This window comes from Arthrobacter sp. Cza30 (assembly GCF_059090765.1).
The window spans coordinates 154149-169290 of record NZ_JBNHGA010000005.1 but is presented as its reverse complement, the minus strand read 5'-3'; the positions used below and the strand labels follow the sequence as shown (position 1 = coordinate 169290).

At 69.8% G+C, this 15142-nt stretch carries 13 protein-coding genes; 7 read left to right on the top strand and 6 right to left on the bottom strand.

The features are described from left to right. The first annotated feature begins 6 nt into the window (after window positions 1-6). Entirely contained in the window at window positions 7-480 is a 474-nt protein-coding gene (locus tag AC5RVZ_RS18055; RefSeq protein WP_493979767.1) for an Lrp/AsnC family transcriptional regulator, read from the top strand. On the opposite strand, the gene AC5RVZ_RS18050 is transcribed toward AC5RVZ_RS18055, so the two are convergent. Together AC5RVZ_RS18050 and AC5RVZ_RS18045 are read right to left on the bottom strand one after the other, a co-directional pair. Beyond that, complete coding sequence (locus AC5RVZ_RS18050; RefSeq protein WP_494067144.1) at window positions 419-994, bottom strand: hypothetical protein; 576 nt, start codon at window positions 992-994, stop codon at window positions 419-421. The two genes, AC5RVZ_RS18055 and AC5RVZ_RS18050, sit on opposite strands and share 62 nt — an antisense overlap. Before the next feature lie 73 nt (window positions 995-1067). After that, the gene (locus AC5RVZ_RS18045) at window positions 1068-1865 is read right to left on the bottom strand and encodes a hypothetical protein (protein WP_494067143.1); all 798 of its coding nucleotides are present in this window, start codon (window positions 1863-1865) and stop codon (window positions 1068-1070) included. Window positions 1866-2123: 258 nt separating this feature from the next. On the opposite strand from AC5RVZ_RS18045, the gene AC5RVZ_RS18040 reads away from it, so the two are divergent. From AC5RVZ_RS18040 to AC5RVZ_RS18015, 6 genes are all read left to right on the top strand, one after another. Next, a complete protein-coding gene (locus AC5RVZ_RS18040; RefSeq protein ID WP_494067142.1) occupies window positions 2124-2831 on the top strand; it encodes an NUDIX hydrolase in 708 nt (235 codons plus the stop codon). A 106-nt stretch (window positions 2832-2937) separates the two neighbouring features. Further along, entirely contained in the window at window positions 2938-4266 is a 1329-nt protein-coding gene (gene nadA / locus AC5RVZ_RS18035; protein WP_494067141.1) for a quinolinate synthase NadA, read from the top strand. Then, window positions 4263-5969 (top strand): L-aspartate oxidase, encoded by a 1707-nt coding sequence (nadB, locus tag AC5RVZ_RS18030; RefSeq protein ID WP_494067140.1) that lies wholly within the window; start codon window positions 4263-4265, stop codon window positions 5967-5969. The genes nadA and nadB overlap by 4 nt, the downstream gene beginning before the upstream one ends. Then, window positions 5966-6868: a carboxylating nicotinate-nucleotide diphosphorylase gene (gene nadC, locus AC5RVZ_RS18025; RefSeq protein ID WP_494067139.1), complete on the top strand. Its 903-nt coding sequence runs from the start codon at window positions 5966-5968 to the stop codon at window positions 6866-6868. The genes nadB and nadC overlap by 4 nt, the downstream gene beginning before the upstream one ends. Continuing rightward, window positions 6865-8007, top strand: coding sequence for a cysteine desulfurase family protein (locus tag AC5RVZ_RS18020; RefSeq protein ID WP_494067138.1), 1143 nt, complete (start codon window positions 6865-6867; stop codon window positions 8005-8007). The genes nadC and AC5RVZ_RS18020 overlap by 4 nt, the downstream gene beginning before the upstream one ends. Before the next feature lie 98 nt (window positions 8008-8105). Continuing rightward, a complete protein-coding gene (locus AC5RVZ_RS18015) occupies window positions 8106-8885 on the top strand; it encodes a hypothetical protein (RefSeq protein ID WP_494067137.1) in 780 nt (259 codons plus the stop codon). A 91-nt stretch (window positions 8886-8976) separates the two neighbouring features. Here AC5RVZ_RS18015 and AC5RVZ_RS18010 read toward each other — a convergent pair whose 3' ends face one another. The 4 genes from AC5RVZ_RS18010 to AC5RVZ_RS17995 all read right to left on the bottom strand — a co-directional run bounded on the left by AC5RVZ_RS18010 (window position 8977) and on the right by AC5RVZ_RS17995 (window position 15132). Then, window positions 8977-9435 carry a MarR family winged helix-turn-helix transcriptional regulator gene (locus AC5RVZ_RS18010; RefSeq protein WP_494067136.1) on the bottom strand — a complete coding sequence of 153 codons (459 nt, stop codon included), beginning with the start codon at window positions 9433-9435 and terminating at the stop codon, window positions 8977-8979. Continuing rightward, window positions 9428-10537 (bottom strand): LLM class flavin-dependent oxidoreductase, encoded by a 1110-nt coding sequence (locus AC5RVZ_RS18005; protein ID WP_494067135.1) that lies wholly within the window; start codon window positions 10535-10537, stop codon window positions 9428-9430. The genes AC5RVZ_RS18010 and AC5RVZ_RS18005 overlap by 8 nt, the downstream gene beginning before the upstream one ends. Window positions 10538-10657: 120 nt before the next feature. Further along, complete coding sequence (locus AC5RVZ_RS18000) at window positions 10658-11797, bottom strand: FUSC family protein (protein ID WP_494067134.1); 1140 nt, start codon at window positions 11795-11797, stop codon at window positions 10658-10660. A gap of 32 nt (window positions 11798-11829) precedes the next feature. Then, the gene (locus tag AC5RVZ_RS17995) at window positions 11830-15132 is read right to left on the bottom strand and encodes an efflux RND transporter permease subunit (protein WP_494067133.1); all 3303 of its coding nucleotides are present in this window, start codon (window positions 15130-15132) and stop codon (window positions 11830-11832) included. Window positions 15133-15142: the final 10 nt, after the last annotated feature.

Genomic DNA, 15142 nt, shown 5'->3' with positions numbered 1-15142 from the left:
GTCGTCATGCAGATCGACTCTCTCGATGCCGACATCGTCACGCTGTTCACGGAGGACCCGCGGATGTCTGTCCTGGAAGCGTCGCGGGTGCTGAAAGTAGCGCGTGCCACAGTACAGGCCCGGCTGGACAAGATGCAACGTGCCGGCGTGACGGCGGGCTGGGGGCCCCGGCTTTCGCCCGAGGCACTGGGATACGTGGTGCGGGCCTACTGTTCGTTCGTGATCCGCCAGGAGTCCGGGCACGACGCCGTGGCTGCCGCGCTCGCCGACATTCCCGAGGTGCTGGAACTGCACACCGTCTCCGGTGAAAGCGACCTGCTGGCTTGTGTCGTCGCCCGGTCGAACGCGGACCTGCAGCGGGTCCTCGACCAGGTCATGGCGACCAATACGGTGCTGCGTTCGTCGTCCGTGATCGTGCTCAACAGCCACTTCCGGGAGCGAACCCTTCCGTTGGTCCAGGCCGCCGCCGATCCTCGCTGACCCCGGCGGAAAGGGAGGCGCCGCCGTCGTCGACGTCGACGTCCCGGATGACCGCAGCGCGGCCGAGCCCCGCAGCGGTTCCGGCGATCACCGCGAAAATGGCGGGCAGCGGAGCCGTGCCCGGAGCCAGCAGGGCGACGGTTCCCCACGTGAGTGCGGCCAGCCCTGCGGCAAATGCGAGCACGTGCACCCACTGCCGGCGAACAGGGCGCAGCAGCATGCCCAGCAGCAGCGCGAAGGGGGCGCCCAGCAGGGCGGCGAAGAAAAAGCCGATCGTCAGCAATAGGCCCCAGAAGCTCAGGGCAGCGGAGTTCGGCGACGACAGCTGGTCGATGATGCTCAGGGCCAGCGAGATGACGAACCACGCGCCGACGGCGACCAGCCAGCCCTTGATGAAGGCGTAGCGGCCAAGGATGACGCGATGGTGCGGCGGGCGTTCCTTCCTGCCATACCTGCGCCTGAGGATTTCGTTGTTGTCCGGTGGTACGAACCGCCGCCGTCCCCGTGGGTGCATGGCTGAAGCCTAACCCGGGGAGGCCGGCGCCACGCGGGCACGCCGGAATGCCGCTGTGCCTCCATTCGTGGTGTCAGTCGGAGGTTGTCGGCTCCGGCTTTTCCAGTCCGGCGAACGGCGCAAGGTCCCGTCGGAAGTTCTCGATGTCGCGTTCCGACAGCGCGGTGGCGCCGTAACCCAGCGTGATCGATCGAGGTGCCCACCCATGCTCCGCAGCTTCTGCGGCTGCCTTGCCGGACGGGTCGCGGGACACATCCAGCAGGGTGATCGACAGCCACTGGGAATCTGTGTGTGCCGCTCCGCTCCACACCCAGTACTCGTCCGGATCATCGGTTCCGAAGCGCTCACGCTGTTCCCGCTGCCAGGTTTCTTCGTCGCCGTGCGGCGATGACTGGTGATCGAGAACCAGCGCATCGAAACCATGGTTTGCGAGTATCCCGTTCACTATGTCAACGATGCGCTGCCAGTCTTCAGGCGCCGGGGGAGCCGAACCGCTGATGCGGTTGGCGGAGTTGTAGGTGGAATACGCGGACTTGCCGCCGTACCCGTTTCCTTCCTGCGGATACCACCCCGCTTCCCCGTCGCCCCGCCAGCGCAGCCCGTACTCCCTGCCGAGCGCGGATTCCACGTCGGACAAGAGGGCTTCCGCCAGTGATTCGGCCTGCTCTCGGGTAGGCCCAGACAGTATTTCTTCGGCTGAAATGTGGGCGTGGCCCGGATAATCACGCCAGTCCACAGTCGACTCACGACCGCTCGTGTCGATGTAGGTGGTGGTGGGCGAGGCCGAACAACCAACGAGCAGGGCGACGGTCAAAAGCCAAAGACCCATGCGCCCGGGCTGCGCCAGCCGCGTGGGCCGTGCTGTCTGCATCCGAACCCTTCGAACGAGAGTTGCCAATGGCTTCCACGGTAGCGGGGGAGAGAGCAGTTGCGGTACGGACACGCGTTCAGTCGGTGGTCGGTTCCGGCTGGCGGCGAGAGGAGGGCGGGAAGCTTATCCGTGCCGCCATGACCTCGGTGTCGTCACAATTCGCCGACATCGGGATGCGATTGGGTCAACATGACCATAACCCGCTAGGATGAGTTCTAGTCAAAGTGACTTTTACTAGTCTTCAGGGAGGAGAGAGCCATGCCGATCCACGCGGCCAACGTGTCGGAGCGGGCGCAGCAGCCCCCCGAGCTGGCCATTTCCACGGTGATCTTCGCCCTCCGTCCGGACCCGGAGGCGGGTCGTCCCACCTTGTGGCTGCCGCTGGTCCGCCGCACCCGGCAGCCGTTCCGGGACCTGTGGGCGCTGCCCGGCGGACCGTTGAGTGCGGCCGAATCCCTCCAGGACGCCGCGGCCCGGAACCTGGAGGAGACCACCGGCCTGCAGCCGAGCTACCTGGAGCAGTTGTACGCCTTCGGCGGCTTGAACCGCTCACCGGCGCAGCGGGTGGTCTCCATCGTCTATTGGGCGCTCGTGAAGCCGGACGAGGCGGCGCTGGCCCGCGAAACGGAGAACGTGAGCTGGGTCCGCGCCGATGAACTTGGCCAACTGGCGTTCGACCACAACCAGATCGTGGATTACGCGCTGTGGCGGCTGCGGAACAAGGTGGAATACAGCTCCATCGCGTACGCCTTCCTCGGATCCACCTTCACGCTGGCCCAGGTCCGCGAAGTGTACGAGGCCGTGCTGGGCAAGCAGCTGGATCCGGCCAACTTCCGCCGCCAGCTGCGGGCGACGCCGGACATCGAACCGACCGACGAGTACCTGCAGGGCGGCCGACACCGGCCGCCCCGGCTCTACCGCTACACCGGGAGCGCCGCGCAGCTCAGGGGGAGCCCGCCCGCCTAGCCAGCTCGCCAGCCGCCCGCGGCAACCGCCGCCGCACCCGGCCCCAAACCCACAGTCCGCCCCGGAACCCCCCGAACTGACCACCTGCCCCACAACGGAGAACACCATGTCATCGGTCAACAGCACCATCCAGCTGATCACCCGCGAGGAAGCCCTTGCCGGCTCCCGCGCGCCCGCCGCCTCCACCTGCACGCCCGATCTGGCCAAGGGGCCGTGGGCCTTGGACACCGCCGCGGGCAGCGGTGCCTGGGCTCCCTCCTACGGGCCGGGCGCGTCGATGGCCGATCCGGCGCCGGCCGCCACCCCGCGGCAGGGCGAAATCCCGGCAGAATACCGGCTGGCCGGCGACGAGGAGCTCGAGGAGCGGATCCTGGCCGCCAAGGCAAAGCTGGGCGACAAGCTGGTCATCCTCGGCCACTTCTACCAGCGCGACGAAGTGGTCAAGTACGCCGATTTCGTGGGCGACTCGTTCCAGCTGGCGCGGGCCGCCAAGGAAAAGCCGGAGGCCGAAGTCATCGTGTTCTGCGGCGTGCACTTCATGGCCGAAACCGCCGACATGCTCTCCGGAGGAGACCAGGCCGTGATCCTGCCGAACCTGGCCGCCGGCTGCTCCATGGCGGACATGGCGGACATCGACTCGGTGCAGGCCTGCTGGGACCAGCTGGCCGGCGTGCTTGGCACCGGTCCCGATGCCGACGGCAAGGTCCCGGTCATCCCGGTCACCTACATGAACTCGTCGGCCGCGCTCAAGGGCTTTTGCGGAGAAAACGGCGGGATCGTCTGCACCTCCTCCAACGCCGAAACCGTGCTGGAGTGGGCCTTCGAGCGCGCCCACCGGGTGCTCTTCTTCCCCGACCAGCACCTGGGCCGCAACACGGCCAAGGCCATGGGCGTGCCGCTGGAGCAGATGCCCATGTGGAATCCGCGCCAGCCCCTCGGCGGCAACGACGAGGCGACGCTGCAGGAATCGCGCGTGATCCTCTGGCACGGATTCTGCTCCGTGCACAAGCGCTTCACCGTGGACCAGATCGAGAAGGCGCGCGCCGACTACCCGGGCGTCCGGGTGATCGTGCACCCGGAATGCCCCATGCCGGTGGTGGACGCCGCGGATGAATCCGGTTCCACCGACTACATCCGCAAGGCCGTGGCTGCCGCCACCGAAACGACCGTCTTCGCGATCGGCACCGAGATCAACATGGTCAACCGGCTGGCCGCCGAGTACCCGCAGCACACCATCTTCTGCCTCGACCCGGTGATCTGCCCGTGTTCCACGATGTACCGGATCCACCCGGGCTATCTGGCCTGGGTGCTCGAAGCCTACGCCGGAACCGGCCAACTGCCCGGCGGCGAAGTCCTCAACCGGATCACCGTGCCCGATTCGGTGGCCGTCCCCGCCCGCGTGGCGCTGGAACGGATGCTGGCAGCCAGGCCGTGAACCGCGAACCGGTCCGGCGCGTGGCGGTGGTGGGGTCCGGCATCGCCGGACTCTACGCCGCCGCGCTCGCCGCGGAACGCCCGGACACTGCCGTCACCCTGATTACCAAGGGCAGGCTGGCCGAGTCCAACACCTGGCACGCCCAGGGCGGGATCACCGCGGTCACCGCGCAGGGCACCGCGGCCGGGGATTCCGTGGCGGCCCACATCGACGACACCCTCACCGCCGGTGCCTTCATGAACGACGACGACGCCGTCCGCCTGCTGTGCGCAGGTGCGGCGGCGGAAATCGCCACCCTGGAAGAGTGGGGCGTGGCCTTCGACCGGCACGGCGGTGAATTGTCGCTCGGGTTGGAAGGGGCCCACTCGGCGCCGCGGATCCTGCACGCCGGCGGCGACCGCACCGGGGCCGGCATCGCCGACGTGCTGATCTGCGTGGTCCGCCGGCTGGCGGAGGCCGGCAGGCTGGAAATCCTTGAGCACACGATGGTGCGGCGGCTGCTCACGGCCGGCGCGCGCGTGGCGGGCGTAGAGCTGCTGCACGCGGGAGCAGGCGCCGTGCCCGCGCAACTGGACACCGACGTCGTGATCCTCGCGACCGGCGGTGCCGGGCAGCTGTACCCGGCCACCACCAACCCCGCCGCCGCCACCGGCGACGGCGCGGCGCTGGCCTGGGAAGCGGGTGCGGCGCTGGCCGACCTGGAGTTCATCCAGTTCCACCCCACCCTGCTGGACCCCGCGGCGACCGGCGGCAGGGCCTTCATGATCTCCGAGGCGGTACGCGGCGAAGGCGCCGTGCTGGTGGACGCGGCGGGGGAGCGGTTCATGCCGGCGCTGCATCCCGACGCCGAGCTGGCGCCCCGCGACGTGGTCTCGCGCTGCATCCACACTCAGCTCCGGCTGCAGGAGGAAAACGGGCTGGTGCCGCAGGTCTTCCTGGACGCCACCGGGATAGAGCGGGAGAAGGGCGCCGGTTACCTGGCCGCTAGGTTCCCGATGATCGACGCCACCGTCCGGTCGCTGGGCTTCGACTGGACGCGGCAACCGCTGCCGGTGCGTCCGGCCTCGCACTACTGGATGGGCGGCGTGCGGACCGACCACGACGGCCGGACCTCGGTGCCCGGGCTGCTGGCGGTGGGCGAGGTCGCTTGCACCGGCGTGCACGGGGCCAACCGGCTGGCCTCAAACTCGCTGCTGGAGGGCCTGGTTTTCGCCCGCCGCGCCGTGCACGCGCTGGACAGGCCGGAGGCCGTGCCGGTGTTCGGTGCCGTCCCGCTGGACGTCGGGACCCCGCCAGGCCGCACGATGCCTGCCGGGGCACGCGCCGGCCGGCAGGACGCACCGGCCGGAACCACTGCGTGCACCCGGCGGCAGATCCAGGCCGTGATGGCGGCCGCCGCCGGCGTGGTCCGCGACGGCCCGACGCTGCGGGAGGCTGCCCGCCAGCTGGCGCGGTGGCATGTGCCGGTCACGGACGCCGCCTCGGCCGAGGACGCCGCACTGCTGACCGTGGCCCGGCTGGTGGTGGCGGCCGCCGCCGCGCGGCGCGACAGCATCGGCGCCCACTACCGCAGCGATCACACCCACGCCCCGACGCACCGCCGGCACCTGGCCTATGTGAACGCCGCCGCGGTCCCCGCCTCCGCCGCCTTTTCCCCAACGTCTTCCCCCACGTCCCAGCCAGTCCTGCAGGAGCAGCCATGAACCATATCCAGCCGATCGACCGGGCCGCCATGGAGCGGGTCGTCGCCGGGGCGCTCGCCGAGGACGCGCCCTGGGGTGACGTCACCTCCGCCACGCTGATTCCGGCCGACGCCACCGCCACGGCGGAGCTGGCCGCCCGCGAGCCCGGCGTGCTCTCCGGCGGTCCGGTGCTGGCCGAGGTCTTCCGCCAGGTGGATCCGGGCGTGCGGGTGGAGCTGAAGACCGACGACGGCGCCGCCTTCGGGGCCGGGGAGGTGCTGGCCGTCCTGACCGGAAACGCCCGCTCCCTCCTGCTGGGCGAACGGGTGGCCCTGAACCTGCTGCAGCGGCTGAGTGGCATCGCCACCCAGACCGCGGCCTTCGTCCGGGAAGTGGCCGGTACCGGGGCCCGGGTGGTGGATACGCGCAAGACCACCCCCGGCCTGCGGGCGCTGGAGCGCTATGCCGTGCGCTGCGGCGGCGGACACAACCACCGCTATTCGCTCTCGGATGCCGTGATGGCCAAGGACAACCACCTGGCCGTGCTCACCGCCGACGGCAGCCGGGACCTGACCGAGGCGCTGCTCGAGGCGAAGGCCAGGCTCCCGCACACCGTCCACTTCGAGGTGGAGGTGGACAGGGCCGAACAGATCGAGCAGGTGCTGGCCGCGGGCGTGGACACCATCATGCTGGACAACTTCAGCGTGGACGAACTCAGCGCCGGCGTTGCCCAGGTGGCCGGCCGCGCCATCGTCGAGGCCAGCGGCAACGTGCGGTTGGACACCGTCGGCCGAATTGCGCGGACCGGCGTGGACGTCATCTCGTCCGGCGCGCTCACCCACAGTGTGCGGTCGCTTGACCTGGGCCTGGACATCCGCATCGCCGCGGGGCAGACGGCCGGAGGGGCATCGTCGTCGTGATCTATCTGGACGCTGCGGCGACCGCCCCCGTGCGCCGCGAGGTGCTGGAGGCCATGTGGCCGGCACTGACGCAGGACTTCGGCAACCCCTCGAGCCACCACACCGTGGGCGAGGCGGCGCTGCGGGCACTCGATTATGCCCGGGGCAAGGCCGCCGAGGTGCTGGGCTGCCGCCCCGGCGAGATCATCTTCACGTCCGGCGGGACCGAGTCCAACAACCTGGCGGTCAAGGGCATTGCGCTCGCCTCCCCGCGGGGCAGGCATGTGGTCACCAGCGCCGTGGAACACCCCTCGGTGCTGGAGGCCGTCGACTACCTGGCCCGGTTCCATGGCTTCGAGGTCACCCGGGTACCGGTGGACTCCGCGGGCATGGTCCGCGTGGACGAACTGGAAGCGGCGCTGCGCGACGACACCACGCTGTGCACGGTGATGTATGCGAACAACGAGGTTGGCACCGTCCAGCCGGTCGGCCGCATCGGCAGGCTCTGCCGGGCCGCCGGGGTCCCGTTCCATACCGATGCCGTGCAGGCGGCCGGCTGGCTGGACCTGGACGTCGCGGCGCTCGGGGTGGACGCGCTCAGCGTGTCCGGCCACAAGCTGGGCGCGCCCAAGGGCTGCGGGCTGCTGTATGTCTCCGGCCGCGTTCCGCTGGAGCCGGTGCTGCACGGCGGCGGGCAGGAGCGCGGCCGGCGGTCCGGCACGGAGAACGTTGCCGGCGCGGTCGCCGTCGCCACCGCGCTGTCGCTGGCCAACGGCGACCGGGCGGCCGACGCCGACCGGCTCACGGGCTACCGCGACTACCTGATCGACACCGTCCTGCGGGAACTGCCCGGCACCGTGCTGACCGGTCATCGCACCGAACGGCTGCCCGCCAGCGCCTCCTTCTGCTTCCCGGGAACCTCCGGCGAGGCCGTGCTGCTGGAACTGGAACGCCGCGGCGTGGTCTGCTCCAGCGGGTCGGCCTGCGCCGCCGGCTCGGACGAGCCGTCCGCGGTGCTGCTGGCGATGGGAATCGAACCGGCCGTGGCGCAGACCGCGGTGCGGCTGACCTTCACGGCCGGCGTGAAGGAAGCCGAGATCGCCCTGGCGGCCCGCTCCGTCGTCGCCGCGGTCCAGGAGGTCCAGGCGCTGCGGCGCTGAGGTTCGCGCGATGCCCGGGACACGGGGCGCGGTCCTATACCGGACCGGTCCTCCCGCTGGGTACGGTGGAGTCCTCACGGACCTGAGGGGAGCGCAGCATGATCACGCAAAGGATGCTGGGCCGGGGTGCCGCCGCGGCGCTGTGCGTGGCGCTCGCGTCCGGCTGCGGCCTGCTGCCCGTCGACGACGGCGGCGCGTCGGCCGGCGCGAGTGCGTCGCCGTCCGGGGCGGCCGGCGGGAATGCCGCCGGACAACACGCGCCGCCGCCCGGCAAGGACCCCGTGCGGAAAGCGACGATCGACGGCTGGAAGGTATACACCGATCCGGACCGCGTGATCAGTTTCGAGGTTCCCGGCGAGTGGGTGGTGCAGCGGCAGGTCAAGCCCACACAGCCCTCGGACGACGGGCTGCACCTGGACATCCGGGACTCTTCCGGCAAGCTGGCCGCCGAACTGCACACCCGGCTCAAGCTGCCAAAGGCCGCCTGCGAGGGCGGCGTCACCGAACTGCGCGTGCTGGTCAGCGAGCCGGCGAAGGTGCCCGCCGTGGCGTCCGACGACACGGTCGATCCGCTGTTCGTCTACCGGACCCTGCTGGGCCACCGGTACTTCGGGTCGATGGGGCTGACCGACAAAACGGCCGGCGACGGCTTCCAGGCCTGCCTGGTGGAAAACACCGTCAACGGACCGGAACCGGTCGGCACCTACTCCTTCGGCACCGCCGTCCGCCACGGCACCCCGGCCCCCGGCGACGAGACCGGGCTCCTGGATGCCTACGGCCTCATCGCGGAGGCGGAGAGCTACGTCTCCGGCAAGCACTTCAAGACGCTGCAGCAGGTCATCATGACCCTGCAGATCGCCGAAGACCCGCCAGCCTGAGCCGGCCGGAATCCCGCAGGGGGTCCCGGCCGGTGCGCCCGGGCGGCAAAAAACCCGGAGGCCAGCGCGGCAGCGGCAGCCTCCGGGTTTTTCAGTCGTTCGCCAGGCCGGCCCGCAGCTTGTCGGTCAGCTCCTGGAGTTGTCCGAATTCCTCCTCGGACAGCAGCGGGGCGAGCATGGCATGCAGCTGCTTCACGTGCTGCCGGCCGATCTCCTTCTGCAACGCGCGTCCCTCGTCGGTCAGCGAGATCTCGATGCCCCGCTGGTCGTTGCGGGCCGTGCGCCGGAGGACCAGGCCCTTCTTCTCCAAGCGGTCGACCATCCGGCTGAGGCTCGGCTGGCTGATCAACAGCGCCTCGTTCAGCTCGTTCAGCCGGCTCCAGCCGCCCGGGCACCGGCTCAGGTTGAACAGGACGTCGTACTCGCGCATGGCGAGCTTCCTGAACTCGGGCAGCTGCTGCATCCTGCGCATCACCGCCACCTGCGTGCGGAACAGCGATTCCCAGGCCGCCGCCGTCGTCCTGATCTCAGGACCGGACGGATCAGCCATGGGACACCGACTCTCCGGCAGCTTCCCGGGCGTCGCGCGCGGCCTTGCGGCTGGCGTGGGTCGGGGCTTCCGGAACATGCGCCGGCTTGCGGGCGGCGAACTCCTTCTTCAGCACCGGGAGCACCTCTTCGCCGAACAGGTCCAGCTGCTCCAGCACGGTCTTCAGCGGCAGTCCCGCGTGGTCGATCAGGAACAACTGGCGCTGGTAGTCGCCGAAGTAGTCCGCGAAGGCCAGGGTCTTCTCGATCACCTGCTCCGGGCTGCCGACGGTCAGCGGGGTCTGCGCGGTGAAGTCCTCCAGCGACGGTCCGTGGCCGTATACGGGGGCGTTGTCGAAGTAGGGGCGGAATTCGTTGACCGCGTCCTGCGAGTTCTTGCGCATGAAGAATTGTCCGCCCAGGCCCACGATCGCCTGGTCGGCGGTGCCGTGGCCGTAGTGCTCGTAACGCTCGCGGTACAGGCCGATGAGCTGCATGTAGTGCTCCTTCGGCCAGAAGATGTTGTTGGCGAAGAAGCCGTCGCCGTAGTAGGCCGCCAGTTCCGCGATCTGGGGCGTGCGGATCGAGCCGTGCCAGACGAAGGGCGCGACGCCGTCCAGGGGTTGGGGCGTGGACGTGTAGTTGTGCAGCGGGGTGCGGTGCTTGCCCTGCCAGTTGACGACCTCCTCGTCCCAGAGCTTGCGCAGCAGGGCGTAGTTCTCCACCGTCAGCTCCAGCGAGTCCTGGATGTTCTTGCCGAACCAGGGGTAGACCGGGGCGGTGTTGCCGCGGCCCAGCACCAGGTCCACGCGGCCGTCGGCCAGCTGCTGGAGCATGGCGAAGTCCTCGGCGATCTTCACGGGATCGTTGGTGGTGATCAGCGTGGTGGCCGTGGACAGCGTGATCCGCTCGGTCTGCGCGGCGATGTACGCCAGCAGCGTTGTGGGGGAGCTGGAGAAGAACGGCGGGTTGTGATGCTCGCCGATGGCGTAGACATCCATGCCGATGTCTTCGACCTTCTTGGCAATGGCGACCGACGCCTTGATCCGCTCGCGCTCGGTGGGCATGCGGTTGGTGGTCGGGTCCAGGGTGACGTCGCTGACGCTGAATACGCCGAGTTCCATAATGTACCTTTCGTGGTGCTTGCTGCGATCAGTTTACATGCATTTGCATTCACTGGTGTTAACGGCAGGCACGCGGATACATTCCGGGACAGCTTTGTCGGTTCGGTCACCCCGCCCTGGTTACCGCGCCTGGCCGCCCGAGGGGTCCTTCACATGCCGGCCAAGCGCGGCCAGGATGCGTTCCAGGCTGACCGCCACGGATCCCGCCGCCGTCGCGGGGGACTCCGAAGTCACCGAGCCCGCGACTACCCCGGTGAGGCGGTGCTGTGCATCGCGCGCGGCCTCCAGCTTGTCCGGCAGGTCCTCCGCGGTCATGCTCCTGATTGCCTCGGCCGTGGCATCCAGGGCGTTGGCCATCGGCGCCAGCACGGGGTCCGGAAGATGCAGTGTCTCGTCCCAAATCACGGCGCTGAGCACCTCGGTCATGTCCTGGGTATGGAAGGCGGCACGCTCCAGCGTGCGTAAATTCCGCCAATCGGTGTCCAGATCCCGGTCGTGGAACTTGCGCCGCGGATTGGCCTTGCGGCTGCGGTCGGCGGCCTGCACGGCCTGCCGCACCTGGTTGCCCAGGCGGGTGATGCTCTCGCCGTTCGTGGCCCAATCCTTGTGTTCCGGCGGCCAGTTCTCCCGTAGCGCCTCGGCCATGTCCTCCAGCTGCCGGGCGAGGTCGGACTGCAGCTGCTGCAGGCTGCGTCCCACCGCGCTGAAATTCAACGGCGGGAACAGCAGGAAGTTCACCGCGATGCCGACGGCCACCCCCACCGCCATCTGCACCGCATAGCCGAGCGAGTAGTCGCCCGCATTGGACCCGCCCACGAGCAGGACGAACAGCGCGGCCATGGGAACCCATTCCCTGCCGGCCCCGAGCCGCGGCAGCCCCGCGACCAGCACGCCCAGGAACACCAGCAGGCCCACGGTGACGAAGTGCGGGCCGACCGTCAGGAGCAGGAGCATGGCCAGGCCGATGCCCAGCAGCAGCCCGGCCAGCGTCTCCACGGAGGTCTTGACGGAGTCGGCGACGGTGGAATACATGCTGATCAGCGCGCCCAGCGGCGCGTAGTAGGGGTACTGGTCCACTCCGCCGGGCAGCCGCAGGGCGATGAACCAGGCGATGGCGCACGCCAACGCGGTCTTGAACGCCAGCTGGACCCGGCGCCACCCGCCCATCTGCTGGCCGTATTTGCGCAGCGGGGCGGGGAGCCGGTCGGTGAGCCGGTCCAGGCGGCCCGGCCCGGCGGGCATTGTTTCCGGTTCTGGCATGTAAAGCACCTCCAGGTTCCGGGTTAGCCGGATCAGCGTCCGGCCGGAACCAGTTCTGCCTCGAGTGTATTGCGCTGGTGTTCCCGGCGCTCGCGCCGGCCTTCGACCAGCCGGTACAGCACCGGCACCAGCACCAGCGTCAGCGCGGTGGAGGACACCAGGCCGCCGATTACCACCACGGCCAGCGGCTGCGAGATGAAACCGCCCTCGCCGGTCAGTCCCAGCGCCATCGGCGTGAGCGCGAAGACCGTGGCGAGCGCCGTCATCAAGATGGGCCGCAGCCGGCGCCGCGCCCCGTGGGTGATCGCGTCCGCCACGTTCATGCCGGGCCGGCCGTCGTGCGGGCGCCGGTACTGGTTGATCAGGTCGATCAGCACGATCGCATTCGTCACCACGATGCCCACCAGCATCAGCATGCCGATCAGCGACGGCAGCCCCAGCGGGATCCGCGTGATGACCAGCAGCCCGATGGCCCCCGTGGCCGCGAACGGAATGGAGACCAGCAGGATCAGCGGCTGCACCAGGGACTTGAACGTCGCCACCATGATCACGTAGACGATGGCGACGGCGGCCAGCAGCGCCCAGCCCAACTGTTCGAAGGACTCGGCCTGCTGCGTGGCCGCGCCGCCCAATTCCGCCGTCACTCCGGCCGGCAACTCGGTGCCGTCCAGGGCGGCCGCCACCTCGCCGCTGAGGGCACCCAGGTTCTCTCCCTCCGGGGTCACGGAGACGACGGCGGTGCGTTCGCCGCCGCTGGCGCTGATCGACGTCGGCACGTCGGTTTCCTCAACCGTGGCCAGGTCCGTCAGCGGCACCGGCCCGGCCGCCGTGGGCACCTCGACGCCGCGCAGTTCCTCGACACTGGAGAAGTCGCTGCCTTCACCGATCAGCACCGGGAAGTCGGTGGTGCCGATGCGCACGGTGCCGCCGGGCAGCGGGCTGATCGTGGATGCCAGCAGGCCCGCGACCTGCTCCTCGTCCAGCCCGGCGGCCACGGCCTCGGCCCGGTCCACGGACACCTGGACCACCGGCTCGGCCGCCGAGAGGTTGCTGGAGACCTCTGCGGCCCCCGGCACCTCCCGCAGCAGCTCCACCAGCCGGTCGGAGGCGTCCCTCAGCTCCTCCGGCCCGTTCGCGGAGATCTCCACGTCCACGGTGCTGGAGGTGCCGAAGCCCCCGCCCTGGGTGCCGAGCGTGAATGTCGCGTCGCCGGGCAGCTTTTCGACGGCGGAGCGGACCCGGTCGCGCAGCGCCGCCTGGTCGATGCCTTCCTCGGTGATGACGGTGTACTGGGCCACCGAAGCACCCGCGGAGAGGAACGTCCCCAGGCCGCCGCCGGCGTTGCCCATGGTGACCTGGACCGCCTCGATCCCGTCCATCCCGGCCAGCAGCTCCTCGACCGGGGTGGCCGCCTCGTCGGTGGTCTCCAGGCTGGTCCCGGCCGGCATCTCCTGGCGGAGGCTGAAGCTGTTCTGTCCGCTGTCGCCGAGCAGGTTGGTCTGCATCAGCGGCACCATGGCGGCGGTGCCGGCCAGCACCAGCAGGGCGGCCACCGTGGTGATCACCGGGTGCCGCTGCGTGCCGGCGAGCACCGGCAGGTAGCCGCGCTGCAGCAGCGAGCGGCGTTCCTTCTCGGAGGCCGCCGCACGCACTGCGGACGTGTCGGGGTGTCGCTCCGCCGCGGGGGATTTCACGAACCAGTAGGCCAGCACCGGCACGATGGTCAGCGACACCGCCAGCGACGCGAGCAGGGCCAGCGCGGTGGTGATGGCGAACGGCCGGAACAGCTCGCCGGCCAGATTGCCGACGAACGCGATCGGCAGGAACACCGCAACGGTCGTCAGGGTGGACGCGGTGATGGCCCCGGCGACCTCGCGGACCGCCGCCAGGATGGCGTCGCCCTTGGGCTCGCCGTAGTTCAGGTGCCGTTTGATGTTCTCGACCACTACGATCGAGTCGTCCACGACGCGCCCGATGGCGATGGTCAGCGCGCCGAGGGTGAGGATGTTCAGTGAGTAGCCCAGCGCATTGAGGCCGATGAACGTGGCCAGCAGCGACAGCGGGATGGAGATCGCCGTGATCAGGGTGGAGCGTACGGAGAGCAGGAAGACCAGGATGATCAGCACCGCGAAGCCCAGTCCCAGCAGGCCCTCGGTGGTCAGGTCCTTGATGGACGTCTCGATGAACGGGGCCTGGTCGAAGACCGTGGTGATCTGCGCGCCGTCGCCCAGTTCGGCCTCCAGCTCGGGCAGCAGCTCCCCGATGGCGTGGGAGATGGCCACCGTGTCGCCCTCCGGCGTTTTGGTGACGGCCAGGGCCAGCGTGAGCTCGCCGTTGGTCCGGGTGATGGAGGTCTGCTCGTCGTCGGCAATTTCGACGTCGGCCACCTCGCCGATGGTGGCCGGGTCGGCCGGCGCGGGGTCCGGCACCTGGCCGGGCTGGTTCGGGGCGGGCACCGTGTCGGGCACGGGCACCTGGCCCGGCTCGGTCCCGCTGCCCGGCGGGGCGGGCTGGCCCTCGCCGGGGAACTGCCCGGGTGCCCGCCCCGCCTCCGGTGCGGTGGGCGCGGAGGGCTGCTCCGCCGTCGTCGTTTCGGCGGGGGAGAGCGGCAGGTTTTCGATGGCCGCCAGGCTGTCCAGCGGGCTGCCGATCTGCACGGAGAGGCTTTGGCCGTCCTGCTGCACGGCGCCGGCGGGGACCAAGCCGCCGCTGTTGGCCAGGCTGTCCACGATGGCGGAAACGCCGACGCCGGCCTCCGCCATGGCATCGTCGTCCGGCACGATGGCGATGTGCCGGCCCGGGCCGCCGGAGACTTCGGCCCCGCGCACTCCGGGGATGTTCTGCAGCCGGGGCACCGTGAGCCGGTTCAGCTCGGCGCTCAGCTCGCTCAGCGTCAGGTCGGAGGAGACCGCCATGAAGACGATGGGGAAGTCATCGATGCTGCCGGCCAGCGACAGCGGCGAGACGTCGTCGGGCAGTTGCTGGCGGACGTTGGAAATGGCACGGTCCACCTGGCTGCGCGCCCGGTCCAGGTTGGTGCCGTAGACGAACGTCAGGTTGACGGTGGAGAATCCGTTGCGCGACACCGCCGAGGAGGACTCGAGGCCCTCGACGGCGGTGAGCGCGCGTTCGAGCGGTTCGCTGACCTGCTTGTCCACCACCTCCGGCGACGCGCCGGGCATGGAACTGACAACGGTGATCCGCGGGAACTCGAGCGAGGGGATGAGTTCCTGCTTCAGCGAACCCATGGTGATCACGCCGAAGACGGCCACGAAGACCGTAATCAGCGCGATCAACGCACGATTCGCCAGGGACAGCGTTGCCAGCTTGTGCATGGCTTGAAGC

Coding starts and splice junctions, on each gene's coding strand:
- AC5RVZ_RS18055 (WP_493979767.1), top strand. CDS start 7: ATGCAGATCGACTCTCTCGATGCCGACATCGTCACGCTGTTCACGGAG.
- AC5RVZ_RS18050 (WP_494067144.1), bottom strand. CDS start 994: ATGCACCCACGGGGACGGCGGCGGTTCGTACCACCGGACAACAACGAA.
- AC5RVZ_RS18045 (WP_494067143.1), bottom strand. CDS start 1,865: ATGCAGACAGCACGGCCCACGCGGCTGGCGCAGCCCGGGCGCATGGGT.
- AC5RVZ_RS18040 (WP_494067142.1), top strand. CDS start 2,124: ATGCCGATCCACGCGGCCAACGTGTCGGAGCGGGCGCAGCAGCCCCCC.
- nadA (WP_494067141.1), top strand. CDS start 2,938: ATGTCATCGGTCAACAGCACCATCCAGCTGATCACCCGCGAGGAAGCC.
- nadC (WP_494067139.1), top strand. CDS start 5,966: ATGAACCATATCCAGCCGATCGACCGGGCCGCCATGGAGCGGGTCGTC.
- AC5RVZ_RS18015 (WP_494067137.1), top strand. CDS start 8,106: ATGATCACGCAAAGGATGCTGGGCCGGGGTGCCGCCGCGGCGCTGTGC.
- AC5RVZ_RS18010 (WP_494067136.1), bottom strand. CDS start 9,435: ATGGCTGATCCGTCCGGTCCTGAGATCAGGACGACGGCGGCGGCCTGG.
- AC5RVZ_RS18005 (WP_494067135.1), bottom strand. CDS start 10,537: ATGGAACTCGGCGTATTCAGCGTCAGCGACGTCACCCTGGACCCGACC.
- AC5RVZ_RS18000 (WP_494067134.1), bottom strand. CDS start 11,797: ATGCCAGAACCGGAAACAATGCCCGCCGGGCCGGGCCGCCTGGACCGG.
- AC5RVZ_RS17995 (WP_494067133.1), bottom strand. CDS start 15,132: ATGCACAAGCTGGCAACGCTGTCCCTGGCGAATCGTGCGTTGATCGCG.